Annotated in this window: 23 protein-coding genes and 2 rRNA genes; 9 read left to right on the plus strand and 16 right to left on the minus strand. The window is 37.6% G+C overall.

What is annotated here, in order from left to right; genetic code table 11:
• Positions 1–89: 89 nt before the first annotated feature.
• Together AC52CF_RS00955 and rrf are read left to right on the plus strand one after the other, a co-directional pair.
• Positions 90–2845: ribosomal RNA gene (locus AC52CF_RS00955) — 23S ribosomal RNA — on the plus strand.
• 164 nt (positions 2846–3009) lie between these two features.
• Positions 3010–3117 (plus strand): 5S ribosomal RNA (gene rrf / locus AC52CF_RS00960).
• 335 nt (positions 3118–3452) lie between these two features.
• Here rrf and AC52CF_RS00965 read toward each other — a convergent pair.
• From AC52CF_RS00965 to AC52CF_RS01015, 11 genes are all read right to left on the minus strand, one after another.
• The gene (locus AC52CF_RS00965) at positions 3453–3965 is read right to left on the minus strand and encodes a hypothetical protein (RefSeq protein WP_214587479.1); all 513 of its coding nucleotides are present in this window, start codon (positions 3963–3965) and stop codon (positions 3453–3455) included.
• Between the two features lie 7 nt (positions 3966–3972).
• Positions 3973–4506, minus strand: a complete 534-nt coding sequence (locus AC52CF_RS00970) for a hypothetical protein (RefSeq protein ID WP_214587478.1) — start codon at positions 4504–4506, stop codon at positions 3973–3975.
• Positions 4503–7232 (minus strand): COG1470 family protein, encoded by a 2730-nt coding sequence (locus tag AC52CF_RS00975; RefSeq protein WP_214587477.1) that lies wholly within the window; start codon positions 7230–7232, stop codon positions 4503–4505. Before AC52CF_RS00975 ends, AC52CF_RS00970 begins: the two co-directional genes overlap by 4 nt.
• The gene (locus AC52CF_RS00980; RefSeq protein ID WP_375181271.1) at positions 7225–8025 is read right to left on the minus strand and encodes a WxL protein host-binding domain-containing protein; all 801 of its coding nucleotides are present in this window, start codon (positions 8023–8025) and stop codon (positions 7225–7227) included. The genes AC52CF_RS00975 and AC52CF_RS00980 overlap by 8 nt, the downstream gene beginning before the upstream one ends.
• A gap of 97 nt (positions 8026–8122) precedes the next feature.
• Positions 8123–8701 (minus strand): hypothetical protein, encoded by a 579-nt coding sequence (locus AC52CF_RS00985; protein ID WP_375181270.1) that lies wholly within the window; start codon positions 8699–8701, stop codon positions 8123–8125.
• Between the two features lie 253 nt (positions 8702–8954).
• Positions 8955–10559, minus strand: a complete 1605-nt coding sequence (locus tag AC52CF_RS00990; protein ID WP_375181269.1) for a BamA/TamA family outer membrane protein — start codon at positions 10557–10559, stop codon at positions 8955–8957.
• 340 nt (positions 10560–10899) lie between these two features.
• Positions 10900–11700 (minus strand): SDR family oxidoreductase, encoded by an 801-nt coding sequence (locus tag AC52CF_RS00995; RefSeq protein WP_375191126.1) that lies wholly within the window; start codon positions 11698–11700, stop codon positions 10900–10902.
• A gap of 122 nt (positions 11701–11822) precedes the next feature.
• Positions 11823–13052: a 3-phosphoshikimate 1-carboxyvinyltransferase gene (locus AC52CF_RS01000; RefSeq protein WP_214587472.1), complete on the minus strand. Its 1230-nt coding sequence runs from the start codon at positions 13050–13052 to the stop codon at positions 11823–11825.
• 88 nt (positions 13053–13140) lie between these two features.
• Positions 13141–13467, minus strand: coding sequence for a nucleotide pyrophosphohydrolase (locus tag AC52CF_RS01005; protein ID WP_076396420.1), 327 nt, complete (start codon positions 13465–13467; stop codon positions 13141–13143).
• A complete protein-coding gene (locus tag AC52CF_RS01010; RefSeq protein ID WP_214587471.1) occupies positions 13468–13659 on the minus strand; it encodes a hypothetical protein in 192 nt (63 codons plus the stop codon).
• A 3-nt stretch (positions 13660–13662) separates the two neighbouring features.
• Entirely contained in the window at positions 13663–15075 is a 1413-nt protein-coding gene (locus AC52CF_RS01015) for a hypothetical protein (protein ID WP_214587470.1), read from the minus strand.
• A 182-nt stretch (positions 15076–15257) separates the two neighbouring features.
• Between AC52CF_RS01015 and AC52CF_RS01020 the strand changes: the two genes are divergently transcribed.
• From AC52CF_RS01020 to guaB, 7 genes are all read left to right on the plus strand, one after another.
• Positions 15258–15509 carry a type B 50S ribosomal protein L31 gene (locus tag AC52CF_RS01020; protein ID WP_002976190.1) on the plus strand — a complete coding sequence of 84 codons (252 nt, stop codon included), beginning with the start codon at positions 15258–15260 and terminating at the stop codon, positions 15507–15509.
• 105 nt (positions 15510–15614) lie between these two features.
• Positions 15615–16775 (plus strand): GlmU family protein, encoded by a 1161-nt coding sequence (locus AC52CF_RS01025; protein WP_214587469.1) that lies wholly within the window; start codon positions 15615–15617, stop codon positions 16773–16775.
• Between the two features lie 99 nt (positions 16776–16874).
• Positions 16875–17384: a GFO_1088 family ECF-type sigma factor gene (locus AC52CF_RS01030; RefSeq protein WP_290265701.1), complete on the plus strand. Its 510-nt coding sequence runs from the start codon at positions 16875–16877 to the stop codon at positions 17382–17384.
• Complete coding sequence (locus AC52CF_RS01035) at positions 17359–18027, plus strand: hypothetical protein (protein WP_214587467.1); 669 nt, start codon at positions 17359–17361, stop codon at positions 18025–18027. Before AC52CF_RS01030 ends, AC52CF_RS01035 begins: the two co-directional genes overlap by 26 nt.
• 59 nt (positions 18028–18086) lie before the next feature.
• A complete protein-coding gene (locus AC52CF_RS01040) occupies positions 18087–19358 on the plus strand; it encodes a DUF4252 domain-containing protein (protein WP_214587466.1) in 1272 nt (423 codons plus the stop codon).
• Positions 19359–19383: 25 nt separating this feature from the next.
• Positions 19384–19890: a DUF4252 domain-containing protein gene (locus tag AC52CF_RS01045; RefSeq protein WP_214587465.1), complete on the plus strand. Its 507-nt coding sequence runs from the start codon at positions 19384–19386 to the stop codon at positions 19888–19890.
• Between the two features lie 167 nt (positions 19891–20057).
• On the plus strand, positions 20058–21518 hold the full coding sequence (guaB, locus tag AC52CF_RS01050; protein ID WP_076396406.1) for an IMP dehydrogenase: 1461 nt from the start codon (positions 20058–20060) through the stop codon (positions 21516–21518).
• Between the two features lie 58 nt (positions 21519–21576).
• On the opposite strand, the gene AC52CF_RS01055 is transcribed toward guaB, so the two are convergent.
• From AC52CF_RS01055 to AC52CF_RS01075, 5 genes are all read right to left on the minus strand, one after another.
• Entirely contained in the window at positions 21577–21774 is a 198-nt protein-coding gene (locus AC52CF_RS01055; protein WP_214587464.1) for a KTSC domain-containing protein, read from the minus strand.
• A gap of 60 nt (positions 21775–21834) precedes the next feature.
• Positions 21835–22017, minus strand: coding sequence for a bacteriocin-like protein (locus tag AC52CF_RS01060; RefSeq protein ID WP_214587463.1), 183 nt, complete (start codon positions 22015–22017; stop codon positions 21835–21837).
• A gap of 143 nt (positions 22018–22160) precedes the next feature.
• Positions 22161–22859: a T9SS type A sorting domain-containing protein gene (locus AC52CF_RS01065; RefSeq protein WP_214587462.1), complete on the minus strand. Its 699-nt coding sequence runs from the start codon at positions 22857–22859 to the stop codon at positions 22161–22163.
• Positions 22860–22868: 9 nt separating this feature from the next.
• Entirely contained in the window at positions 22869–23462 is a 594-nt protein-coding gene (locus AC52CF_RS01070; protein WP_214587461.1) for a phage tail protein, read from the minus strand.
• A 123-nt stretch (positions 23463–23585) separates the two neighbouring features.
• Positions 23586–24656 carry a DUF4407 domain-containing protein gene (locus AC52CF_RS01075; protein WP_496517737.1) on the minus strand — a complete coding sequence of 357 codons (1071 nt, stop codon included), beginning with the start codon at positions 24654–24656 and terminating at the stop codon, positions 23586–23588.
• Between the last annotated feature and the right edge of the window lie 16 nt (positions 24657–24672).

Consider the following 24672-nt stretch of genomic DNA (forward strand, 5'->3'; position numbering starts at 1 on the left):
AGTAGAATTAAGATCATTGACATTAACGGTAAAGACATCACAAAGAGAAAACCGAGCACTTATAAGTGCTTGAGTAACCTAAAAATAGGAAAGAAATCGTTAAGGGCGTATGGCGGATGCCTAGGCTTTCAGAGGCGACGAAGGACGTGGTAAGCTGCGAAAAGCTGCGGGGATTGGCACACACGAATTGATCCGCAGATGTCCGAATGGGGCAACCCAATACATTGAAGATGTATTACCTCGTAAGAGGAGCAAACCCGGAGAACTGAAACATCTAAGTACCCGGAGGAAAAGAAATCGAAGAGATTCCGTAAGTAGTGGCGAGCGAAAGCGGATTAGCCCAAAAGTCTTTATATGTTTAATAGAATGTTCTGGAAAGAACAGCCATAGAGGGTGATAGCCCCGTATATGAAAGGCATACATAGATGATAAATGAGTAGGGCGGGACACGTGAAATCCTGTCTGAATATGGGGGGACCATCCTCCAAGGCTAAATACTCCTGAAAGACCGATAGTGAACAAGTACTGTGAAGGAAAGGTGAAAAGCACTTCGAATAGAAGGGTGAAATAGAACCTGAAACCGTACGCCTACAAGCGGTCGGAGCAGATTAATTCTGTGACGGCGTGCCTTTTGCATAATGAGCCTACGAGTTAATTTTACTAGCGAGGTTAAGTAATTAAGTTACGGAGCCGGAGCGAAAGCGAGTCTGAATAGGGCGCATAGTTAGTAGGATTAGACGCGAAACCTTGTGATCTACCCATGGGCAGGTTGAAGCTTTGGTAACACAAAGTGGAGGACCGAACCGGTTGACGTTGAAAAGTCTTCGGATGACCTGTGGGTAGGGGTGAAAGGCCAATCAAACTGGGAGATAGCTCGTACTCTCCGAAATGCATTTAGGTGCAGCGTCGTATATAAGTTTATTAGAGGTAGAGCTACTGATTGGATGCGGGGGTTTCACCGCCTACCAATTCCTGACAAACTCCGAATGCTAATAAATGTTCTACGGCAGTGAGGGCATGGGTGCTAAGGTCCATGTCCGAGAGGGAAAGAACCCAGACCAACAGCTAAGGTCCCCAAATTTCTGTTAAGTTGAAGCAACGCGGTTGGACTGCATTGACAGCTAGGATGTTGGCTTGGAAGCAGCCATTCATTTAAAGAGTGCGTAACAGCTCACTAGTCGAGCGGTCCGGCATGGATAATAATCGGGCATAAACAGAATACCGAAGCTATGGATTTATAATTAATTATATCTGGTAGGAGAGCATTCTATCGGCGCCGAAGCAGTATCGTGAGGTATTGTGGAGCTTATAGAAAAGAAAATGTAGGCATAAGTAACGATAAAGGGGGCGAGAAACCCCCTCACCGAAAGACTAAGGTTTCCTCAGCCATGCTAATCAGCTGAGGGTTAGTCGGGACCTAACGCGAACCCGAAAGGGGTAGTGGATGGACAATGGGTTAATATTCCCATACTTGCTCACACTAAAAAGGGGACGGTTCGATGTAGCTATAGAAGACGGACGGAAGTGTCAAGGCCTAGCCTTCGGGCGAAGCTGTTATAGTGTAATCGGATCCAAGAAAAGCCGAAGTGAAGCAACCCGTACCAAAACCGACACAGGTAGTCGAGGAGAGAATCCTAAGGTGCTCGAGTGAGTCGTGGCTAAGGAACTAGGCAAAATAGTCTCGTAACTTCGGAAGAAGAGACGCCAGCAGCAATGCTGGCCGCAGTGAAGAGGCCCAGGCGACTGTTTATCAAAAACACAGGACTCTGCTAAATCGAAAGATGCTGTATAGGGTCTGACACCTGCCCGGTGCTGGAAGGTTAAGGAAGGGCGTTAGCGTAAGCGAAGCGTTTGACTGAAGCCCCAGTAAACGGCGGCCGTAACTATAACGGTCCTAAGGTAGCGAAATTCCTTGTCGGGTAAGTTCCGACCTGCACGAATGGTGTAACGATCTGGGCACTGTCTCAGCCACGAGCTCGGTGAAATTGTAGTATCGGTGAAGATGCCGATTACCCGCAATGGGACGAAAAGACCCTGTGAACCTTTACTATAACTTCGTATTGACTTTGAGTAAGTAATGTGTAGGATAGGTGGGAGGCTTTGAAGCAGGCACGCTAGTGTTTGTGGAGCCGACGTTGAAATACCACCCTTTACTTACTTGGAGCCTAACTTCTTTAGGGAAGGACATTGCGTGGTGGGTAGTTTGACTGGGGTGGTCGCCTCCAAAAGAGTAACGGAGGCTTTCAAAGGTACCCTCAGCACGCTTGGTAACCGTGCGTAGAGTGTAATGGCATAAGGGTGCTTGACTGTGAGACCAACAAGTCGATCAGGTGCGAAAGCAGGACATAGTGATCCGGTGGTTCCGTATGGAAGGGCCATCGCTCATAGGATAAAAGGTACTCCGGGGATAACAGGCTAGTCTCCCCCAAGAGCTCACATCGACGGGGAGGTTCGGCACCTCGATGTCGGCTCGTCACATCCTGGGGCTGGAGAAGGTCCCAAGGGTTGGGCTGTTCGCCCATTAAAGTGGCACGCGAGCTGGGTTCAGAACGTCGTGAGACAGTTCGGTCTCTATCTATTGCGGGCGTTAGATGTTTGAGAGGGCTTGATTCTAGTACGAGAGGACCGAATTGAACAAACCTCTGGTGTATCAGTTGTACCGCCAGGTGCACCGCTGAGTAGCTATGTTTGGAAGAGATAAGCACTGAAAGCATATAAGTGCGAAACTCGCCTCAAGATGAGACATCTTTTAAGGGTCGTGGGAGATGACCACGTTGATAGGCTACAGGTGTAAAGTTGGTAACAGCATAGCCGAGTAGTACTAATTACCCGTAGATTTATAGCCTATTCATAAGTAATGAGTAATAGGTAATGAGCAATCATGCTTATCATAACTTAGCTTAAGTATTTATAAGTGCAACACTGGTTTTGCCTTTGTGATGAAATTTACCGATAAAAAGCGAATGGCCAATGGCAATAAGCCAATAGCCAACAGCTATATACAACCTTTAGGGTGGTTTTAGCGGTGGGGCTCACCTGTTCCCATTCCGAACACAGAAGTTAAGCCCACCAGCGCCGATGGTACTGCGAAAGCGGGAGAGTAGGTCGCCGCCAGTTTTTATTTAAAAGTCTCATAGAATTTATTCTATGAGACTTTTTTTATGCCCATACCCCAGATAATACCCCAAGGGAAGAACCAAAAGAGCCAAGTGAAAAGTAACAAGTAAAAAGTAAACGTAAAAAGTAAAGAAGCCCCAGGATATAGTCAATCATCATTCATCAATTATCAATTATCTTTCATTACTCATTACTCATTACTCATTACTCATTACTCAGCCACGATAGAAACACAATCCTTTTGGGTTGCGGGCGGAGCTAAGCGGAGTCCGCAACTCGAAAGATACAGTGGATAACGGGATAAAGCTCATGAAAATAAAATTATTTTATTGAAATTATAAGTCGCTTATTGTAAAGATAATCTGGCTGTTATAGCTTGTAGCAGGAAGTGTAACAGATACTCCGGAAAGCTGTAATTGTACTGGAATATTGGAATAGGAGGCTAACGACAGTACAGCTGTAATTCTAAATAGTTCTATATCCGCCGTTGGTGGAATGATGGTATAGGTTGTACCGCCGGAAATTGAGCATGCAACGCAGGTTGTAGTTCCGTCTCCGGTTCGTTTTGCGCTTAAAATAAGATTAGAATTCCATATAGGATTGGCAATATAGTGCATGCTTACTTTACCATTGGTTAACAATAAGGGAACGCTTGCAGCCAGAATAATTTGGCTTGTAGAACTTTCGTAAGTTCCGGCGTAATTATCTCCTGCTTCAGTTATAGATGGAATTGTAACCGTCCAATTTGTTCCGCCTACAGTTAATGTACGTTGTGATTGTAACTGAGAAAATACAATCATAATCACAATGAAAATATTTTTAATAATAAATTTCTGTAAATACATCATTTTTTCTTTATTCTGTTATCGTATAAGTAATGATGACCGGTGTGTTTGATCTGGCATCTAAGTTAGAATAGTTGTTAATTCCAAGGGTTATGATCAGCTGATGCCCGTTATTTGCTCCGTTTCCTGTAAATGCACCGCCGATTCCGCTTATTATGGTTTGAGCTGATGTTGTAAGTGTAATCTGAGGAGAAGGTACTCCCAGCGTTCCTCCGCCTGATCCTGTTGCAACGGCTGCCATAATTTTAATGTCGATACCGGGAATAGTTTGGTTAACAGATGCCGTAATTCTGCGTGCTAATCCAGAAGGAGCAATTGCAGATGTATAATTGATCCATTTTGAAGAATTACTTGCAGGTGCTGTTACAGCATTTCCGGCTTCGGAAGGTGCGGTGTAGTTTAAACTAATTGCTCCGGAAGGTTCAATATCCATAAGTGTTACTACAGGCAGACTAATGGCAACACTTCGGTTTCCTGATGTTTGAGAAAATATCTTGCAGGATAATGTAAGAAAAATTAAAAATATAGATACTGAATGCTTCATTTCTTTTTTCTGAATTCGTTATAAGTTACTTTAATTGGCTCCTGCTGAAATTTTATTTCCGATTGCTGTTTTATAACATTGATGATTAATGTTTTTATTTCTGAAGGTTTCAGGACAAAATCAAAATGATCTACCGGAATTTTATACTTTTTGTCCAGTCCGTTTCTGTAAACTTTTACTTTCCATTCTCCCGGCCGCAAATAGGTGAAATCAAAATTTTCTCCGACATCAATTATTTTGCGGTAAATCTGATTTCCGTTTGATATTTCAAGCATAATGCTTTCTCTTTTCTTATTAGACAGATGAACAAAGTCTGGTTTCGGACTTTCAGAATATTCGATTTTTCCCTGAATCTGTGAAGCACTTGTTAAGCCAAAATTAAAGATATTTTCTCTGTTGGATATTGTTACTGAGGCGGGAAGATCAATATCCGGAATGTCATTGATATCGCCTGTAGAACGGTCGATCTCTAAAACATAGTTTCCCGGAATTACATTTTTAAATACAAAATTTCCGCTTTTATCAGTTACTGATAAATAATGCCCTAGTAAAATTCTAATTCCGTCTACTTTTTTTACTCCCAAATTGTTAATTGTTCCGTAAAGCGCAGCGTAATCTGCTGTTTTTTGAGTCGGAATATCCAGTCTTGCGGTATAACGAAGAGAGAAGATAAAATCTTTATTGCCCAGTTCTCCACGCTGTAAAGTATATCTTCCGGAAAGATCAAATTCATGTCCCGGAAAGATCTGCTGATGAAATATTAATTCAAAAAGATTTCTGTCTGCAAAATATTCTTCTGGCATATAATTGTTCTGATAAGATAAACTGAAGTTTGTTTTTTGTGAGAAACGGCTCAGAATTCTAACTCCGTAATACATCTGCTTCTGATTTTGCATCTGATATCTTGAAGTAACAGCATAACTTCCATAAATATTAAAGGAGGTTCTGAATTTTTCAAATCCTACATTGGCGGTGTAAAAACTTGAATTGCCAGAAAAGTTCAGAAGATAGTTGTTGGTTTTGCCAAACTGACTTTCAAAATTAAGTTGAAAAATTCCCAGCTGCTGTTCCATGCTGATTCTGAAAAACTGTTCCTTATAATCAAATTCCTTTGGAATCAGACGGTCTTCGTATCTCTGAAATCCATTGAAGATCGTTATAGAACCTTTTTTGGTGTATCTGTACTGAATTCCATACTGTAGATATTTTCGGTATGGCGCGGCGAGAAGCAGCGTGTCGCGCTGAAAGTTTTTTGCATCCTGAACATAATTGGCAAGTATATTCACTTTATTAAAAATCTGAAATTGAATATTTCCGTTAAATGTATTTGTATTGTTAAAGTACCCTGCATATTCTGGAGAGGAATGCATATACATAAGATTTCCGCTGATTTTATTAAAATTGGCGACTGTTTGCAGCATAAAAGCACTTCCTTCAGTTTTTCCGGTTTTGCTGTAAGACGTTTCACCGGAGATTTCAATGCTTTTATTTAATTTGAATTTTCCCGCTAAATAAGGCAGCTGCGCGTCCGAATGAAATCTGAAGCCGGAGAAGCTTAATAAAGAATTATCTTTACGGGGAATTTTGTATAAATAGCCGGCTGTAATTTCCGACTCTTTAGCAATTTTAATTTTTGAGTATATATTAAATTCATCCTGAATATCCCGGAAAAATCTGGGATGATTGTAAAAGCCTCCGAAACTTAATTTTTCTGTATCATAAAGAACTTCTGCGCCACGACCGTACCTTGCATATTCCGTTAAAAATGAAGAGAAATAATTTTTATCTCCGAGATGAATAAAGAAATTTTCTCTTTTGTAATTCACAAAATATTCCTCATATTTCGTGAAAGAATTAAATGCCACAGGATTTTTTGTCACCGCATGAAATTCAATAATATTTCTGTTTTCTTTATCCAGACTGCCTTTTCCGTAAATTTCTCCCTGAAATCCGTTTTGAAATTCGCCTCGGTTCTGCATTCCGGTAAATGCCAGAGAAAAGGCTGCAGGAAGTCTGTGGAATATATCTTCTTCTGATGGTTTTACGGAAATAATTTTTACGCTTGTATAAGCAGACTGATTTTCTTTCGGGTTATCTGCAGAATAAACAGAGAGCATAATATTCTGCATTTCGTTTTTACCTAATTCCGGGTTTGTTTTTTTTAAAACTGTAATTATTTTTTGTTCACTGGCTGATAAAATCAGTGATGTATTTTGATCAATTATTGCATTTTTGCTCTCAAGAATCAGGTTTTCTGTAAAGTTTCCATTGTTTTTTAAAAGAAAAGTAGAAATAATAGTTTCTCCCGCCTTCACAAATTCCGGAGCATTTAATGAAGTGAGTGAAAGTTTTCGGCTTTCTGAAATTATAAATTCAAAATGCTTTGAAAATCTTTCGCCGGTGCTTTTTTCGGAGCCGTACAAAGTGATTCCGTATTTTCCGTGAGGAGTTTCAGATGCTATTTTTACAGGAACAAGATAGATGGTTTTCTCTGCTGGTGAAATTTCAATTTCTCCTTTCGTAAGGATAGGAATAATATTCGGATCGGAAGTTTCGACGGTAAGATTATATGATGTACGAACAGAAAATTTATTTTCTACAGTAAAAGGAATAGAAGTAATACTTCCCGGCAGCAGACTGTCCTTTTTTTCAATAAAATTTTTTGTCTGAGAAAAAAGGAATGCCGGAAATAGCGTAAAAATATATAATGCACGTATTTTAATCATTTTTTACGTCGAGTTCTACATTGAGAGCAAAAGAATTTTCATCTTCATCTGTAGCGATAAGAACGGCTTTATACTGAGCCGGAGGAGTTTTTTCCAGATCAATGTAAAAAGATTTTGATGTTTGGGGCAGCAGACCCATTGCCTGACTGGAGAAAGTCCCTGCCTTTTGTCCGCTCTTTTTATCATACATTTCAATTACCACGATAGGTTTGCAGTAAAGATTTCCTTTATTGGCAATGGCAACTTTCAGAAGCTGTCTGCCATTTTCTTTTTCAATTTTTACCCCTTCGAATTTAAGATCAGGTCTTGCCTTTTCCGTATTCAGATCAGTAATTACCTGAATGGCATACCGGATAACAGAAGTTATATTTACTCCCTGTTTATTATCGTTTGGGGTTATTTCTTCTATAGGTTCCACAATAATAACGCTCCAATAACTTCCGGGTTCAGTAATTCTATCCGGAACCATAATTTCATAATAAACCTCTGTCGTTTCCTTTGCTTTCAGAACAATCATATTGGTGTTCATCTTAATCCAGTCTGCATTGGTTTTTAGATTTGTATGAGGAGCAGAATATTGAATAGACCCATCCGACTGATAACTGAAATCCTGAAGAAATAATTTTACACTTTGCGGCAGGTTGCCTGTGTTTTCAATAGCTATTTTGCCTTTATAGATTTTTCCGTTTTCAACTTTATAGGTATGGGAAAGTCCGTTCAGTACTACAATACCCGCTTTCAGGAAAGTAAACTGAATCAGGAAAACAGAAAACAGAAGGATGCTCTTTATCATAATCTATGTAAAGTTTTAAGTTTGAAAAACGACTATACAAAACAGAGAAGAAATTGGCGCAACTTCTTCCTGTCTGTATATATGGGAAATGTAATAGTTAGTTGTCCGAAATCGTATATGTAACGGTTGCAATAGTATTGGCGGCTGCCGTTAAATCTGCATAGGCGGCAACACCACCCGGAGTACTTCCTGGAGCTAAAGCGTAAGTAAGATTATGCCCGTTATTGGCTCCGTTACCGGTATATGCACTTCCGATTCCGGAAATGATGGTTTGGTCTGCAGTACTTAATGTAAGCTGTGCGGAAGGGGTGCCTAAAGTTCCGGCTCCGGATCCTGTTGCAGTTGCTGCGGTTACATTAATATCGACACCGGGAATTACGGCATTTAATTTCACAGAAACATTACGGGTAGGATCTGCTACAGATTTTATGGAAGAATAATTAAGCCATAGGGTGGTATTGGCTGCGTTTGCTACGATTGGGTTTCCGGCTTCAGCTGGAGCTGTAAATCCTAAAGTAATGTTTTTACTGGCAGCAGGCTCAATGTCTACCAATGCTACTTCCGGAACGGAAATCGTTAATGTATGATTGTCTGTGTTGGTGTCCTGTGCGCTTAAATTACATGATACAGCAATGGCGGCTAAAGACAAAGCTAAAGTGAATTTAAATCTTTTCATGGTGAAATTTTTAGTACAATGAAGTTAATAAGTTTTAAATTAATATGCAATATTTTTAACAATAAACTTTTACTGTTGTCATTTATTTATCAATAGCTTATAATTTTAATTGTTTATTCAAATTAATGATAAGGGTAGTGAAATTTTATAATTTTTACCCTGTACAAAAGGAAAGTCTTATAAAATTTTATATAAAACTTTAGCTGTTTTTATTGCAGAAAGATTGGGAAAGAAATGGTGAAAAAAAATGAAATTAAAATCTACTCAGAATTCCCCAATGGATTTTAATGTCATTGAATTTAAAAGGATTTCCGAACTCGTTACCATTGGAAAGCTGGAAGCTCATTAGCCCGATCGGAATAAAGAAATTAAAACCCAGCCCCACACTGTAGAGTTTAGGCTTTACATTCAGAGATTTATTATTGAGCTGTCCGTACTGCCCGAAAACATCAAAAAATGCCTGACTTCCGATGAGATAACGGTACTCTAAACTGCCGTAATAAAAGAAATCTGCGGCAAGAGAATTTTCATTAAAACCCCGCATGGAATTCCAGCCTCCGAAACGGTACAATTCATTGGCAGAAAAATCGATTTTAGAATCCATCATAGCTCCTTCTGCCTTGAGGTTGAGGAAATGATTTCCGTTAATATGATAATTATGCTCTCCAAAGAAGTAAAACTGATTCTGTGGAGATTGTATATTGTCTTTGGTGTAAGTGGTCGTTAAATAATCGTATCCGGCGTTAATTTTTGTTTTATAAAGGAAAAGATCAATATCGGTAGGCTCTACCATTTCAAACCAGATCCCGATTCCCTTTTTGCTGTAATCTTTACCCTGAACATACAACGTATCGATGATGCTGGAGCTTTCGAAAGTTCCTCTCAGTCCAAGTTTATTTCGGGAGTTCAGATGGTAATAAAATGCAGGAAGAGCTTTTACGTTGGCAAATGTAGAATCCTGACGGAAAATATTCACCTTCATATTCAGACCCACGTTGGATTTGAAAAGATAGGGAATATCAGTCTGTAAATCAAAAGTCTGTCCTTTATCCGGATTTCTCTGCCAGTAAAGATTGATAAGTTCGAAGCTATTGAAAATATTTCTGAAATTTACATTCAGGGTTCCGTTCAGCGTAAATTTGTCTGTTTTATCGTTTCCGAAACCAATGACCCCGTCAAAACTGTTGGTCTTTTTCTTTTCCATGAAAAGGTAGATGCTCGTGGAATCTTTAGTGAATAAGGTTTGCGGAGGACGCTCCAGAGCAACAAACTGATGACTCTGAAATGATTTATTAATGGCAATCAGGTTTTTATCGTCGTAGGTTTTCCCTTTAAATTCCTTCTCAAGGTTTTTAATGAATCTTTTGGGAACGCTTGTATACCCTTTTACCACGAAATTATCGATGGTTCTTTTATTGTTTTTATTAATATCGATTTCAACAACAGGATAACCGTTTTTCTGACCTTTGTATTTCGATTTTATTCTGCTGAATGCAAAACCTTCATCAATATACTTTTTGTTGATGCTTTTTTTGGTTGAATCTAAATTTTTGGTAAAAAACTCTTTCTGAAGCTTTGTTTTATCTGAAATAGAATCTGAAAGATTAACGTAAGTCTGGTTGAAATTTTTCCCTTTATCGTAAAATATTTCAGTGCTGTCACCTTTTTTTCTGACTTCTTTAAGCTGAGTAAAAAAGTAATTGGTCTGAGCCAGGGAATCCAGAAATTTTACTGCCGAAGCGGAATCTTTTATCTTTTTCTTCACTTTTGTTTCGGAATCGATCAGGAAATAATGCTTCTTCTGCGCCTGTACAAAAACGCAAAACAGTACAAAAAATATTTTTAGAATTAATTTCAATGTTACATTTTTAAACCATTAAGATTTTATTTAAGAAGTTAAGAATAGTAAGCTAAACTTAAGTTTTATACATTTAGGATAACAGAATAAGTTTTCTTAGGAATGATCTTAACTTTTAATGATTGTCCGTAATTTGTCATCATTGAAAAACCTTTGAGTTCTTTGCTGAATGAATAGTTTATGCTGAGCTTGTCGAAGCACCTTTGCAAACTTAAAACAGTTGGTATATAAAAAGAATCTTAGCGATCTTTGCGTTAAAATTAAGCATTATGATCAATGACGGATAATCAAACAACTTTTTAAATATTCATTAGATTAATTTTTTTTAAAATAACTGAAACTAAGCCAATTTATTGTATTTCTTCATCAGATTTTCATAAGTTCCCTGCGGAAGAATCCATTTTAACGGAACCCCGATTTTCTGTCCGAATTTACCAAAATAATAATGTGCTTTCCATTTATTTTTGCTTAAAAGCTGATCTACATATTCTGCCACTTCCAGAGGTTCTGTTCCGTCGCCCACGTGAGAATTCATCAAAGCATACACTTTGTCGAAAATATTTTTGTAAGGTTCTGAAACCTTTGTTCTCACTCTGTTTTCTGCGATATTGGTTTTAATATCTCCTAAATGAAGCGAGCAGACATTTACATTCCAAGGATAAACTTCGTATCTCATCGCTTCCGTTACTTTATCCAAAGCCGATTTTGAAGCCGAATAAAATCCTCGGAAAGGAAGTCCCATTTCACTTCCGATGCTGGAAACATTGATGATCTGCCCGAATTTGTTTTCACGCATTTTCGGCATTACAGCACTCATCATTTGTACAGCTCCAACCAAATTCAGATTAAACAGTTTCAAAATATCTTCTTTGGAAGAATCTTCCACAGCTCCTACCATTCCCATTCCGGCATTGTTGATGAGAACGTCAATTCTGCTTTCTGTTTTCAATACTTCAGCAATCGCATTTTGTACGGCTTGATTATCCGTAACATCTGTTGGAATAGATTTAAAATACTGACTTTCGGTGTGTTTTCTGCTTAAGCCATAAACTTTATGACCTTTTTTCCCGAAATATTCTGCTAACACGAAACCAATTCCTGAGGAAGTTCCGGTGATGATGATGGTTTTATGTTGTGACATCTGATTGTATGTAAATTTAAACTCCGTTGTCATTCTGAATGAAACTCAGTGGAATGAAGAATCTGTTTTTAGATTTCTCCTTCGTCAAAATGACAACTATAAATTGATATTATGTGTAAATATTATTCTTTAATTAATAAATTTTCCAAATCCTCCCAAAACATCGGATACGATTTCTCCACAACATCTTCCTCTTCAATATTTAATTCTTTGATCAGGCAAAATGGAGCAAAGCTCATCGCCATTCTGTGATCCTGATACGTTGCAATGGAAATATTTTCCTGAGGTTCGTTGAAGCTAATGGATTTAATCGTCAAATCTGTAAATTCTGTTTCCGTACCCAGCTTTTTCAGTTCATTATGTAAAGCTAAAAGACGATCGGTTTCTTTTACACGCAAAGTTTCCAATCCTGAAATTTCAAAAGGAATTTTCAGGGCTGCTGCAGTTACACAAAGCGTTTGGGCAATGTCCGGACAATTATTCATATCCAGAACGATCTTTTCGGGAAACTGAAAACCTTCAATTGGCTTAAGCGTGAGTTTATGCTCCTGTTCCGTGAAAGTCGTTTTAATTCCGAAAAATTCTTCATAAATCTTTACAATTGCCGAGTCTCCCTGTGTAGATTCTTTGTAAAAGCTTTTCAGATGAATGGTTGTTCTTCCCAACGCAGCAAAAGAGTAGAAGTAAGATGCCGAACTCCAGTCGCTTTCGACTTCATAATTGATAATTGACGATTGACTATTCACATCAAATTTTTCAACTTTGATCGTATTTCCGATGAAGCTGCTTTTAATTCCGAATCGGGTTAAAATGTTGAGCGTCATTTCAATATAAGACCGTGAAGTCACTTTACCGACTAAATTTATTTCCAGTCCGTTTTCCAGTTTTCCGGCAATCAGAAGAAGAGAGGTGATGAACTGGCTGGAAATATCCGCCGGAACATCCACTTTGGTCTCCGTAATTTTTCTTCCGTGAATTTTAAGAGGCGGAAATCCTTCATTTTCCAGATACTCAATTTCTACACCCAGATTTTGCAGAGCAGTAACCAGATTTTTGATCGGTCTTTCTTTCATTCTCTTGGAACCCGTAAGAATTGTTGTCTTTCCTTCCTGAATAGAATAATAGGACGTAAGAAAACGCATCGCCGTTCCCGCATGATGAATATCCACAATTTCCGAATCTTCAGACAGAGCTTTTTTCAGAAGTTGTGTGTCCTGAGAATTCGATAAATTCCCGATTTCTATATTTTTAAACAGACTTTCTAAAATCAACAAACGATTCGAAATACTTTTCGAACCGCTGATCTGTATGGTTTTGTTTTCCTGTAATTTTGATTTTTCTAGCTTCTTCATTATTCTTCTAAGTTGAAAGCCCGAAGCTGGAAGATGGAGGTGAAAAGTTTAGTTTAAAAACTTCCGGCTTCCAACTTCCGGCATCCGGCTATTTTAATTTTTCATTATTCTGATGGCGGTCCTTGTCGCGATCCGTCTTGATCTTCATTTTTCTATCAAAAGCTTCCTGCAGATTAACTCCGGTCTGATTGGCCAGACATAACGTTACAAACAAAACATCTGCCAGTTCCTCGCCCAAATCTTTACTTTTGTCGCTTTCCTTCTCGCTTTGTTCTCCATATCTTCTGGCGATGATTCTCGCCACTTCGCCTACTTCTTCCGTCAACATTGCCATATTGGTCAATTCATTGAAATAACGAACGCCAATGGTCTTAATCCATTCGTCAACTTGCTGCTGCAGATGTGTAATTTCCATTTATGGTTTGTTATTGATCTTTTCTTCTAATGCAACTATTTTTTCTTCCAGTGTTTTTATTTCTTCTTCATGATAGGCAGAATCTCCGATGTTCGCAGTAAAATCTGCAAATCTTTTCAGAAGCTTTCTTACCGTGAGATACACAATAATTAAAACGGCAAAAGCCCCGATTTTTACAATATCAAAATCCATTTTTTAAAAGTATTGATAAGCTCCCACTGTAGGATTTGAAGTTCTTGAAACATTGGCTATATCTGTTGGAACAGTTGCCGCAACAGCTGTACTTCCTTTTCCGATTGCCGGAGAATTCTGTTTTACCCTCAGGTTCATCTTGGCTGCGAAATAATTAACAAACAGCGGATCCAAATTTTTAAGAGACTGAATAACTCCCGGACTTGTATTAAAATCAAAACCGGCTTCCGAAGTTCCGGAATATTTAATGAGACAGTTCTGAATGGTAAAATTAAATAAATTCGGCGGAGTCTGTTCAAAATTAACAGAATTGTCACGGTCGGAATACACGATGCTGTTTCTTAAATTAAAGATCAGTGCTCCGTATTCTTTCACTCCGGATGTATTCGTCCATTCATTAGCGGCTAAGATTCCGTTTCGGTTATAAGAATGCAGAAGATCCGAATAATTGGCAATCGTACAGTGGGTAAAGTTATGCGTTCCTCCCTTGAAGATTCCTACCGCAGATTCTCCGCAATTATTCATCACAAGATTTTTTGCAGTAATTGTAGAAGCAACGGCATAAATTCCATATTCCTGAAAGGTGTGGATAAAAGAATTGCTGATATTGGCACTGGTCTGTTTCATGTCAAGACCTTTTGTTCCTCCGAAGAGCCTTGCATAATTCATATTAAGGGTGGAACCTGCTTCCATTTTAATAGAATTCCAGTTTTTAGGAATTGTATCGTAGGCAGGATCATTTCTGTCTCCGCGAAGTGTAACATTGTTGGCTAAAGTACCGTTAATATTCAGTGTGGCTCCCGAAAGTACTTTCATTCCGCTGTTTTTGTGAAAATAGACTTTTGTTCCCTGTTGAATATTCAGAATAACATTCTGGTCAATCGTCAAATCTCCGTAGATAATTTTAGCTTTATTGTTATTCCATGTTGCATCGGAAGTAATAATATTCGGATTCGTAGGTGTTTTTATAAAAAATTCCGCATCCTGAACCACAGAGAACAATACAACCTGTTGTTGTCCTACAGGACTCTGGAATAATATCTTATCTTCGGCAATCGCTTCAGGACCGCTCGCTTCCGGTGCAATTTCAACGAAAATATACAGACTGTCTTTTTTTCTTAACGGGACATCCTTAAAATCATATCCCGGTTTTCCGTCCACATTGATCTTATACAGAGAAGTAGCCCCTTTTTGAAGGTGAATTCGAGGGATCAGAATATCTTTGTCTTCATTATTATATACTTTTACCGCATATGTTTCTGAACGAACCTGATGATAAACCGTATCGCAGAAAACCGTGTCTTTGGAAAAGCTTAGTTCCTGAGAAGGAGCGTCGAAACTGATGTCGTCCTTATTACAAGATACAGCCATAACAAGCATCCAGAAAGAAAAAGCCAGTAATAATTTGAATTTCATCGAAATTAAAGTTTAAATAGATTTCAAATTTAACGAAAATACTTTGAATTTCTTATGAAGAAAAAAATATTGATTGTCTATTTGTAATTTTAAAAAATTATTGTATTTTTGCACCCTAAAATTAGCAGAGAAATATCCATTACTATTTCGAAAGCAAACTTTAATTTTTTAAAAATTGTATTATGAAAAACGGAATCCACCCAGAAAATTATAGACTTGTTGTTTTCAAAGATATGAGTAACGACGAGGTGTTTCTTTGCAAGTCTACTGCAGAAACAAAAGATACTATCGAGTACGAAGGACAAGAATACCCATTGATCAAAATGGAGATCTCTTCAACTTCTCACCCTTTCTACACTGGTAAAGTGAAGTTAGTTGACACTGCAGGTAGAGTTGATAAGTTCATGAACAAATACAAAAAATTCGCTAAGTAATTTTTTTGTGATCATAATATTTAAAAGTCTTTCGGTTTCCGGAGGACTTTTTTATTGTATTTTTGTTTAGACGTTAAACATTCATTTTAAACTAAAAACTGAACGATGCAATTAGTATTTTCAGATGCACAATATTGGGAAGATTTTCTTCCGCTTACTTTTACACGTCCCGTTGCAGAAATGCGATGCGGAATCCTTACTTTCTCTGAAAGATGGCAGAAAATTTTAGAAAACACCGAGATTTCTTTCTTCACGGAAATGTATCTGCAGGGAAAATTTCCAGAACCAGCAAAAAAAGAAAGTCTTTTTCTGGTAACGAATTTTTTACCGACAGAAAATGTGATTCAGCAGATCAAAGATCTGAAACAGGGAGAAGCATTGGTTTATGAAGACGAATTGGTCGCTGCAAAAATCAATATGGATGGTTTTTCTCTGCACCAGATCGAAAAAATGACGGACATTAAGGAAGAACTTATTTTCTTTAAAAAACCTACAGATCTTTTTACTTATAATAAAGAAGCTATAGATTTCGATTTTGCATTGCTTACGAAAGGCAGAGTTTCTCAGGAACTTTCTTCAACCAATGGATTTTTAGGGAATAAAGAAGATCTGTTTATAGAAGAAGGAGCACAAATTGAATTTTCAACCATCAATACAAAAACAGGCAAGATCTATATCGGGCAAAATGCTGAGGTGATGGAAGGCTGTAATCTTCGGGGCCCGATTGCGCTTTGTGAAGAGTCTAAGTTTAATTTAGGTGCAAAAATTTATGGGGCAACGACAATTGGTCCTCATTGTAAAGTTGGCGGAGAAGTCAGCAATATTATTATTTTTGGATATTCCAATAAAGGTCATGATGGTTTTGTCGGAAATTCAGTGATCGGAGAATGGTGTAATCTGGGAGCAGATACCAATTCTTCCAATCTTAAAAATAATTACGCTCCTGTAAAATTGTGGAACTACAGAACAAAATCTTTTGAAGATACAGGATTGCAGTTTGCCGGTTTAATTATGGGAGATCATTCTAAAACAGCGATCAATACACAACTAAATACAGGAACTGTAGTTGGAGTTGCTTCCAATATTTTCAAAGAGGGTTTCCCGCCGAATCTGGTGGAAAGTTTTTCGTGGGGCGGTTTTAAAGGCGATGAGAAATTTAAATTAGACAAAGCCTACGAAGTAGCAGAACGGGCAATGGCAAGAAGAAAAGTGCCTTTAACCGATGAAGATAAGGCTATTTTTAAACATATTTTTGATGCGTATTAATACGATCAATAAAGGAAACTTCAAATTTTTTTGAAGTTTTTTTATTTTTAATGTAATAAAATGTAAAATCCGGTTGTCTTACTTATAGAAACAAAACTTATGACTCAAGAAACTTTCAGAAGTACGGTATTCATTCTCAAAGATGAGATGTATCGCTTTGCGAAAAGGTTTGTCATGAGCAGTGATGAAGCAGAAGACGTGGTGCAGGATCTTATGATTAAATTCTGGCAGAAGAAAGATGAGCTGGAGCAGTTTGGGAATTTAAAATCATATGCCCTGAAATCGGTCCGGAATGAATGCCTTAACAGACTGAAGCATCACGATGTAAAGTTAGGATTTGCAGATATGCAGCTACACCGTTCCGAGCTTTACAGTATGGAAGTCAATAATTTAAAGGAACACATTATCGGTTTCATTAATCAGCTTCCGGAGAAACAGAAAATGGTAATTCATTTGAAAGATGTAGAAGAATATGAAGTCTCGGAAATCGGCGAAATGCTGGAAATGGAGGAAAATGCAGTAAGAGTGAATCTTATGCGGGCAAGACAAAAAGTAAAAGAACAAATTTCACAATTGATGAGCTATGAGCAACGAAAAATTTCAAGATAAATACGAAGAAATCTTCCATAATTTAAAGGAAGAAAAAATAAACTGGGATTTTGATGACTTTCTGAAAAAAGCACAAGGAAAAGAAGAGGATAATCAGGAAAATGAAACACCGGTTATCCCGATTGATACGAAAACAAAACCATCGTTCCCGAAATGGTTCTGGATGGCTGCAAGTGTAGTTTTGCTTTTGAGTGTTGGTTTGATATTTAAATATACTCAAAATTCAGATGTAGAAAATCAGGCTCAGATAGTTGAAAATCAGATAAAAAAGCAAAAAGATAATTTTATCAAGGAAAATAGTGAACATACGGAACAGGTCGCGGTAAATCTGCCGAATGATTCAGTTTCCGGAGCAAAAAAAGATTCTGTACTTCAGGAAAATCCGGTTGCCGACAAAGATTATCTGGATGAAATTTTACCCAAAAGAGGAAGGCTGAAGAAAGAAAGAAAACCGAAGTATGTCTATAATTCCTCTAAAGCTTCAGATTCTACAGGATATAAAGATTCTTATGTTATCGTCAACGGAAAAAGAATCGAAAATGTAGAAGAAGCAATCAACGTGACTAAGTATTCATTTCAAATATTTGCAAATAACGTTAGTGAAAAATTAGCAAAACCAGCCGTCGTAGACGACGATTATTAATTAACCTTAAAGATTATGCACCTGATCAGGCAATAATAATCAAAAATAAAAATTGACTCATGAAAAAGATATTCATAATATTTGCACTCGCTTTTTCCCATTTCTTTAATATTTACGGGCAGGAAAAAGATAAATTAGATCAGCTTTTTGATAAATATCAGGAAGTGGAAGGAGTAACCTCCATTAAAATTGCCAAACCGATGTTCGGAATGTTAAGCAGTCTGGATCTTGGAGATGCTGAACTGGATCAGATCAAACCGTTATTATCCAAAATTAACGGACTGAAAGTTTTCATTGCCGAAAAGCCACAGGACGGAAGCTCTTCCAAAGGACAGAAGCTGTCGCAAATCAACAAAGACATTTCTTCTTATTTAAGCAATCTGAAGTACAGTGAAATTATGACAATGAACAGTAACGGTGCTAAGATTAAATTTCTTTCGGCGGAAGAGAAAAACGGAATTTTGGATGATCTTTTGCTGAGCATCGATAGCGGAGGAGAAGAAAACATTCTGGTAAAACTGGACGGAAAACTTTCGATGAATGATATCAATAAAATCATCAATTCTACAGAAACAAAAACAAATCCGGTTACCAATACCAGAAATAACCTCACTTCGGAAAATACTTCTTCCTATCTGAATGGCGAATCCAGAAATGTGGGCGAATTCTCAGGAATTCAGGTGAGTACAGGTGTAAATTTGGTGTTCAAACAGGAAAGTCCTACCAATGTAAAGGTAATTGCCGATGCCGATAAGCTTCAGTATATTGTAACAAAAGTAGATAATGGTGTTCTGAGAGTTTATGTGGATAACAAAGGGCAGAAAAATTTAAAGTTTAAAAACATCAGTGTCAATGTTTCTTCGCCAAGAATGGATAATATTAAAGCGTCTTCGGGAGCAACTTTTACCACTATTAATTCTGTAAAAGAAGATAATCTTACCATTGATGCATCTTCTGGTTCTGTAGTGAAAGGGAAGTTTAATATCTCAAATAATGCTTTAGTAGAAGCGTCTTCAGGAACAAGCGTAAAAGTTGAGGTAAATTCCAGAAGTTTAGTATTTAAAGGATCAAGCGGTTCTGATACAAGTCTTGAGGGAGAAGCCGGAACAGCAACTTTCGATATCAGCAGCGGTGCAGTATGTAAAGGTGAAGATTTTCAGGTAAAACAGGTGGAAGCAGAATCAACTTCAGGATCCAGCCTTTCTGTAAACGTTACCGATAAATTAAAAGCGAAGGCTTCATCAGGCGGAACCATCCGATACAGAGGAAATCCGGAAATTACTTCAGACATCAGCAAAATGTCAGGAGGAAGTTTAAAACCCATCAACTAAAAATTTAATTTAAATCCAAATTGCCATGAAAATATTAAAAAACCTTTTTTTTGTTGCTTGTGCAATGTTCATGTTACAGTCTTGTATTGTTTCTTCGGGAACGGGTAAGATGGCTTACTTTTCAGATTCGGGAAACGATTTTAAAGGAGCAAAATTTACTACCATCAATGTTCCGATGTTTTTAGCAAAACCTGTTATTAAAAAAGCATTAAGGGAAGATGGTGAAGATAACGAAGAGATGATCCGCCTGATCAGAAAAGTTTCAAAAATTAAAGTTTTGACTGTTGAAAACGGAGATAAATCGATGCTGAATGATTTTGCAAAGTATTTAAACAACAATAATTATGAAGAATGGGCAACCATAAAACATAATGGAGAAAATGTAAATATCCGCGTGAAACAGAAAGATGATGTTATTAAAAATATGCTGATTACTGTAAATTCAGACAAAGAGCTTGTTTTTTTAGATGTTCGCGGAAATTTTACAGCCAATGATATTTCAAAAATGATTGCTTCGGCATCCGATAAATAGCATTTCATATTTATATTATATACCCAAATTGTCTTTGTACAAAAAAACGTTTCATAAAAAGGAACGTTTTTTTTTGATTTAATGTATTGATTATTAAGTTTTATTTAAACTATTAAAATCGATTTTCGTATTTCGGTAAAATACCTTAATTTTGCAAGAAAGTAAAGATGTCTATTCATAACAAAATTGTAGAGACAGCCATCACTTTCGATGACGTGCTTCTAGTCCCTTCTTATTCAGAAGTTTTACCTAATCAGGTTTCTTTAAAATCAAGACTTACCGACAAAATTACGCTTAATGTTCCGATTGTTTCCGCTGCAATGGATACCGTTACAGAAGCTGAACTGGCAATTGCACTGGCAAGAGTTGGCGGTTTAGGATTTATTCATAAAAACATGACGATCGCTGAACAGGCTGCACAGGTTAATCGTGTAAAGCGTTCGGAAAACGGAATGATTTCAGATCCTGTTACGCTTTCAAAAGATCATACTTTGGCTCAGGCTAAAGAAACAATGGCGAAATATAAAATTTCAGGACTTCCTGTAGTAGATGCCGAAAATACTTTAATCGGGATCATTACCAACAGAGACGTAAAATATCAGGAAAATCTTGAGATGAAGGTAGAAGAGATCATGACGAAAGAAAAGCTGATTACTTCTGATAAAAATACCAATCTGGAGAAAGCGAAAGAAATTCTTCTTAAAAACAGAGTGGAAAAGCTTCCGATCGTAGATGCTGAAAATAAACTGGTAGGATTAATTACCATTAAAGATATTGACAATCAGTTAGAATATCCAAATGCTAACAAAGATCAGAGCGGAAGATTAATCGTTGGAGCAGGAGTTGGAGTAGGAGAAGATACACTGGAGAGAATTGAAGCACTTGTAAAAGCTGGTGTTGATATCATCGGTATCGATTCTGCTCACGGACATTCCATCGGAGTTTTAAATAAAATTAAAGAAATAAGACAGGCATATCCTGATCTGGATATCGTTGGAGGAAATATAGTAACGGCTGAAGCGGCTAAAGATTTAATCGAAGCCGGAGCCAATGTTCTGAAAGTAGGAGTTGGTCCCGGTTCAATCTGTACAACGAGAGTGGTTGCAGGAGTAGGAGTTCCTCAGTTATCCGCAATTTACAATGTTTACGAATACGCAAAAACGAAGAACGTAGCAGTAATTGCAGACGGTGGAATCAAGCTTTCTGGAGATATCGTAAAAGCGATTGCAAGTGGAGCAGGAGCAGTAATGCTAGGTTCGCTTTTGGCAGGAACGGATGAAGCTCCGGGTGAAGAAATCATTTTCCAGGGTAGAAAATTCAAGACTTATCAGGGAATGGGAAGTCTTTCTGCGATGAAGAGAGGAGGAAAAGAGAGATATTTCCAGAGTGAGGCTAAGAAATTCGTTCCGGAAGGAATCGAAGGAAGGGTTCCAAGTAAAGGATCTTTGGAAGAAGTGATTTTCCAGTTAACAGGAGGTCTGAGAGCCGGAATGGGATATTGTGGTGCTAAAGATATTGAAGCTTTACAGAACGATACAAAAATGGTGATGATTACAGGAAGCGGATTAAAAGAATCTCATCCACACGATGTCATCATCACGCAGGAAGCCCCTAATTATTCTTTATAACAGAGTATAATAAGCAAAAAATAATATTAAGGCTATCTCAATTTTGTTGAGGTAGCTTTTATTTTATCTTTTTAAAACTGAATTTTGGCTTGATTACGTAGTTCAGAAACCGACCTTTTGATTGAACGGAACGAAATCTCTCGAATATATCAGCAGGAACTTCAAGATAATCATAAACGGAACCTGACTGATAGATAATTCTTAAGATTTCAGTTTCAGGAAAGTAAACGTAATTAAGAATAACAGAAGAAGGCATATTAATTTTATTGTATAATTAATAAAAAAGCCACTGCAATAGCAATGGCTTCCAATCTTATTAGAACGGAGAGACAATACAAGATCCCGGTGGAAGATCAGCAATTCTTCTGCATCCTCCGGGCCCGCAACAAAAAATTGTTGCATCACCGCATCCGAAGTTTTCCTGATTTGCATCACACATTTTGAATCCTCCTTTGATGCTTTTTAAGCTTTGTCTTGAAATTTTTTTAAGATTTTTCATAATAGATTGATTTTGATTTGTATTCGGCTCAAATATATAAAAAATATCTTCTTATTCTTTAAAAATCTAGAAATTGTGAATTATTTATTTTTAATAAAAAACCTCCGCTTTTGGCGAAGGCTCAATAATTTTAAGGGTAAAATTTATTTCTTTACAAACTTAAATTCGTGAGTCTGAAAGTTTTTAGTATTGATCTTCAGAAGATAGATTCCTGCACTCAGTTCAGAAACATTTACTTTCTCATTAAATTCTTCAGATTTCACAATTTGTCCTGCCATATTGTAGATCTGGACAGATTTGCCATCTTTTATACCGGAAATTCTGATAATTTCTGCAACCGGATTAGGAAAGATCTGAATGGCAGAAGCACCGTTTCTCACATCAGAAGTTGCAAGAGATGTACTGTGCAGATCACCCGTCATTGTTGCATTGGAAGTCGTAAGATTTCCTCCGCAGGCTCCGTTTGTAACGGCTGTATTTTCAACCCAGGTTCCAAAAGTTATCGCTGGTGGATTAGATACAAAGTTATTGTTTCCTGTAGAATTATAATAGATCAGATTCGGATTTGTGAATGTCCCGTTTCCCTCATCTGCAAGAAATTCCCATCTTGATAGTGCATTATTCCACTGAATTTTAAATTCGCAGGTTCCCAATCCTCCGCAATCCTGATCTCCTGTTACCGGAGTGGTAATATAAATTCCTTTATTATAAGCATCAAGACCGGTTTTTGTAAAAACAAAAGTATTACTGGCATCAAACAAAGTATGGCAGCCATTAAAGGTAATTGTCTGCGCAAAAACCGAACTTCCTAAAGCAAGGCATAATAGGTAAAAAGTTTTCATGCTGATATTTTAGAATTGGGTAGGGAAAATACCTTGTAGAGCAATAATACACTTCAAAGTCACAAAAGGTGGTCTGTTTTCGTGTGGTTGTCCTCCTCCTGTCTGATTAATCATGGTAGACTTCATAGTAGTGTTTGCGCTTGCATCAGAATATTCTTTGTCCAGCGTTTTTGTGTCTGCAGGAAGATTATTCGTAGGAGAATTTTGGTTTCCGTCTGCCGTTACAGCATTTACTGTGTGTGAGTGAGGCGGCATTTGTGTCACCTGAAGTGTTACAGATTCTGTTCCTCCGCTTTGTCCCATCGTGTAGTTGGTAGGTCCTCCCGGAGCCTGTCCTTCGTGTACCAAAACTCTTCCTCTCATATCAGGTAATGCGAATGTAGTAGTCCCGTTACCTCCGTAAGTTGTTCCCAAAAGAGCAAACAGAGCCTGATTTTGCGAAATCGATAAAAGTTGTCCGTTACAGGCAGCCCAGTTTTTCGGAACGAAATTGTAAGGTACGAATGCGATTTGTCCTAAGAAAGGTTCTGTAGCCTGTGCTTTTAGAATAGAAGTAGATGCAATGCTCAATAGCAGAGTGCATCCGAATACAAGTTTCTTCATGATGAATAGATTAGTTTTAATTAGGTCCTGTAAAGGTAGATATTATTCTACATATTTTTATTATATTAATAAAAAACCTTTCAGAACTTGCTGAAAGGTTTCGTTTTTAATAATAGTAACGGGTTATTTTTGAAGATTGTCTTTAAAGTCGTCGATCCTGAAATCTGTTAACGCATTGCCTTTTTCCACTTTTTCCTTAGCGTACAGCCTGAAATCGTTTTCTGTTTTTTCTAAAAGATAATCGTAAGGTCCGACGTGGGAAATTAATTTAACCAAAACCGGAGAAATTTCAAGACAGATAAAAAGCCCCATAATGAACGTGGCAGCGAGACCAATGATGGCAGAGTTTTTTCCTAATTCGTCCAAAGCCTGAAGTCTTGCCGCAAACCCGTTGAATTTATCTTCAAAGGTTTCTGTGGATTTTCTTTCGGTTTCCAGATTGGTGTACACTTTAGAAATTTCTTTATCTAAATATTCCAGTCTTGGAGCAACCTGTTTCTGGTAATTTTCCAGATCCTGTCTTCTCTGTTCTTTCAGTTCCTGTTTACGTTTTGCATTAGGCCCGAAGCCTTCTTTTCCGCTGGTTAATCCGGACTGTTTTCCTAAAATTTCTTTTTCGAGCTCTACAGAAGCAGAATCATACGATTTTTGATAGCTGGCGATTTTATCGGAGATTTGTTTCTTTTCAGTTTCGAAAGGTCCGCTTTGCTGAAGAATTCTTCCGTTCATTTCGCCCTGAAGCTGTTTTTTATTTCTCTGAATAATCGTATTCAGTTGTTTGTTTACCTCCTTTTCAAAAATTTTAAGTTCCAGAGGTTTTGAGATGATAATTCCTAAAAAAGTCGCTAAAATTAATCTTGGAATTGCCATTAACATCTGATTCCACCATGTTCCTGTTTTTTTGATGGAAGAAACAATGTATCGGTCCAGATTAAAGATCATCAATCCCCATAAAATACCAAAGCCAATCGCTGTCCAAATGTCATCAAACACAGTATACATGGCGTAACCTGCGGAAAGCGTTGCAAATACAGCGGTAAAAAGTACAATTCCTCCGATCCCTGCGAACTTGTTCCATTCGCTCGGTGTTTTTCTCAGAATATGAATGTTTCCTCCGGAACACACCATCAGAAACTTTTGGAACCAGTTTATTTTATGATTCACCTGATTTATAGTTTGTTGGTTGTTTTTCATGATAGAAAAATTTATA

The sequence above is a fragment of the Chryseobacterium sp. 2P genome (assembly GCF_059579425.1).

Coding starts and splice junctions, on each gene's coding strand:
- AC52CF_RS00965 (WP_214587479.1), bottom strand. CDS start 3,965: ATGATGTATTTACAGAAATTTATTATTAAAAATATTTTCATTGTGATT.
- AC52CF_RS00970 (WP_214587478.1), bottom strand. CDS start 4,506: ATGAAGCATTCAGTATCTATATTTTTAATTTTTCTTACATTATCCTGC.
- AC52CF_RS00975 (WP_214587477.1), bottom strand. CDS start 7,232: ATGATTAAAATACGTGCATTATATATTTTTACGCTATTTCCGGCATTC.
- AC52CF_RS00980 (WP_375181271.1), bottom strand. CDS start 8,025: ATGATAAAGAGCATCCTTCTGTTTTCTGTTTTCCTGATTCAGTTTACT.
- AC52CF_RS00985 (WP_375181270.1), bottom strand. CDS start 8,701: ATGAAAAGATTTAAATTCACTTTAGCTTTGTCTTTAGCCGCCATTGCT.
- AC52CF_RS00995 (WP_375191126.1), bottom strand. CDS start 11,700: ATGTCACAACATAAAACCATCATCATCACCGGAACTTCCTCAGGAATT.
- AC52CF_RS01000 (WP_214587472.1), bottom strand. CDS start 13,052: ATGAAGAAGCTAGAAAAATCAAAATTACAGGAAAACAAAACCATACAG.
- AC52CF_RS01005 (WP_076396420.1), bottom strand. CDS start 13,467: ATGGAAATTACACATCTGCAGCAGCAAGTTGACGAATGGATTAAGACC.
- AC52CF_RS01010 (WP_214587471.1), bottom strand. CDS start 13,659: ATGGATTTTGATATTGTAAAAATCGGGGCTTTTGCCGTTTTAATTATT.
- AC52CF_RS01015 (WP_214587470.1), bottom strand. CDS start 15,075: ATGAAATTCAAATTATTACTGGCTTTTTCTTTCTGGATGCTTGTTATG.
- AC52CF_RS01020 (WP_002976190.1), top strand. CDS start 15,258: ATGAAAAACGGAATCCACCCAGAAAATTATAGACTTGTTGTTTTCAAA.
- AC52CF_RS01025 (WP_214587469.1), top strand. CDS start 15,615: ATGCAATTAGTATTTTCAGATGCACAATATTGGGAAGATTTTCTTCCG.
- AC52CF_RS01030 (WP_290265701.1), top strand. CDS start 16,875: ATGACTCAAGAAACTTTCAGAAGTACGGTATTCATTCTCAAAGATGAG.
- AC52CF_RS01035 (WP_214587467.1), top strand. CDS start 17,359: ATGAGCAACGAAAAATTTCAAGATAAATACGAAGAAATCTTCCATAAT.
- AC52CF_RS01040 (WP_214587466.1), top strand. CDS start 18,087: ATGAAAAAGATATTCATAATATTTGCACTCGCTTTTTCCCATTTCTTT.
- AC52CF_RS01045 (WP_214587465.1), top strand. CDS start 19,384: ATGAAAATATTAAAAAACCTTTTTTTTGTTGCTTGTGCAATGTTCATG.
- guaB (WP_076396406.1), top strand. CDS start 20,058: ATGTCTATTCATAACAAAATTGTAGAGACAGCCATCACTTTCGATGAC.
- AC52CF_RS01055 (WP_214587464.1), bottom strand. CDS start 21,774: ATGCCTTCTTCTGTTATTCTTAATTACGTTTACTTTCCTGAAACTGAA.
- AC52CF_RS01060 (WP_214587463.1), bottom strand. CDS start 22,017: ATGAAAAATCTTAAAAAAATTTCAAGACAAAGCTTAAAAAGCATCAAA.
- AC52CF_RS01065 (WP_214587462.1), bottom strand. CDS start 22,859: ATGAAAACTTTTTACCTATTATGCCTTGCTTTAGGAAGTTCGGTTTTT.
- AC52CF_RS01070 (WP_214587461.1), bottom strand. CDS start 23,462: ATGAAGAAACTTGTATTCGGATGCACTCTGCTATTGAGCATTGCATCT.
- AC52CF_RS01075 (WP_496517737.1), bottom strand. CDS start 24,656: ATGAAAAACAACCAACAAACTATAAATCAGGTGAATCATAAAATAAAC.